This window comes from Bartonella vinsonii subsp. vinsonii (genome assembly GCF_902825235.1).
GTDB classification, from domain to species: Bacteria; Pseudomonadota; Alphaproteobacteria; order Rhizobiales; family Rhizobiaceae; genus Bartonella; species Bartonella vinsonii.
This window is the reverse complement of sequence record NZ_CADEAJ010000111.1, coordinates 1-255: the sequence shown is the minus strand read 5'-3', so window position 1 is coordinate 255 and position 255 is coordinate 1. Positions and strand designations below refer to the sequence as shown.

General features: G+C 43.9%; 1 protein-coding gene. It reads right to left on the bottom strand.

Translation table 11 applies throughout. The annotated features are described in order from the left end of the window. The coding region (locus J7R12_RS08855) for a 2-oxo acid dehydrogenase subunit E2 (protein ID WP_234924873.1) at nt 1–255 on the bottom strand (255 nt) is incomplete at both ends.

Below are 255 nucleotides of genomic sequence, written 5' to 3'. Positions count from 1 at the left end.
AAAAAGATCCTTATAACGCTTGCGCAAATCCATCACAGCAGACATATCAACCTCATTAAACGTGGTTAACATTGCCGCTGTATTCTGTGCATCCTTAAGACGACGTGCAATTGTTTGACGCAATTTTATCATACGAACGCGTTCTTCACGCATTTCCTGAACAGGAGCAACGGAAGAACTAGATACAAAAGCAGGTGCAGAGCTGGACGCAGAAACAGCAGGAGGTGGCGCTTTTATCCCTTGTGTCAAAACATT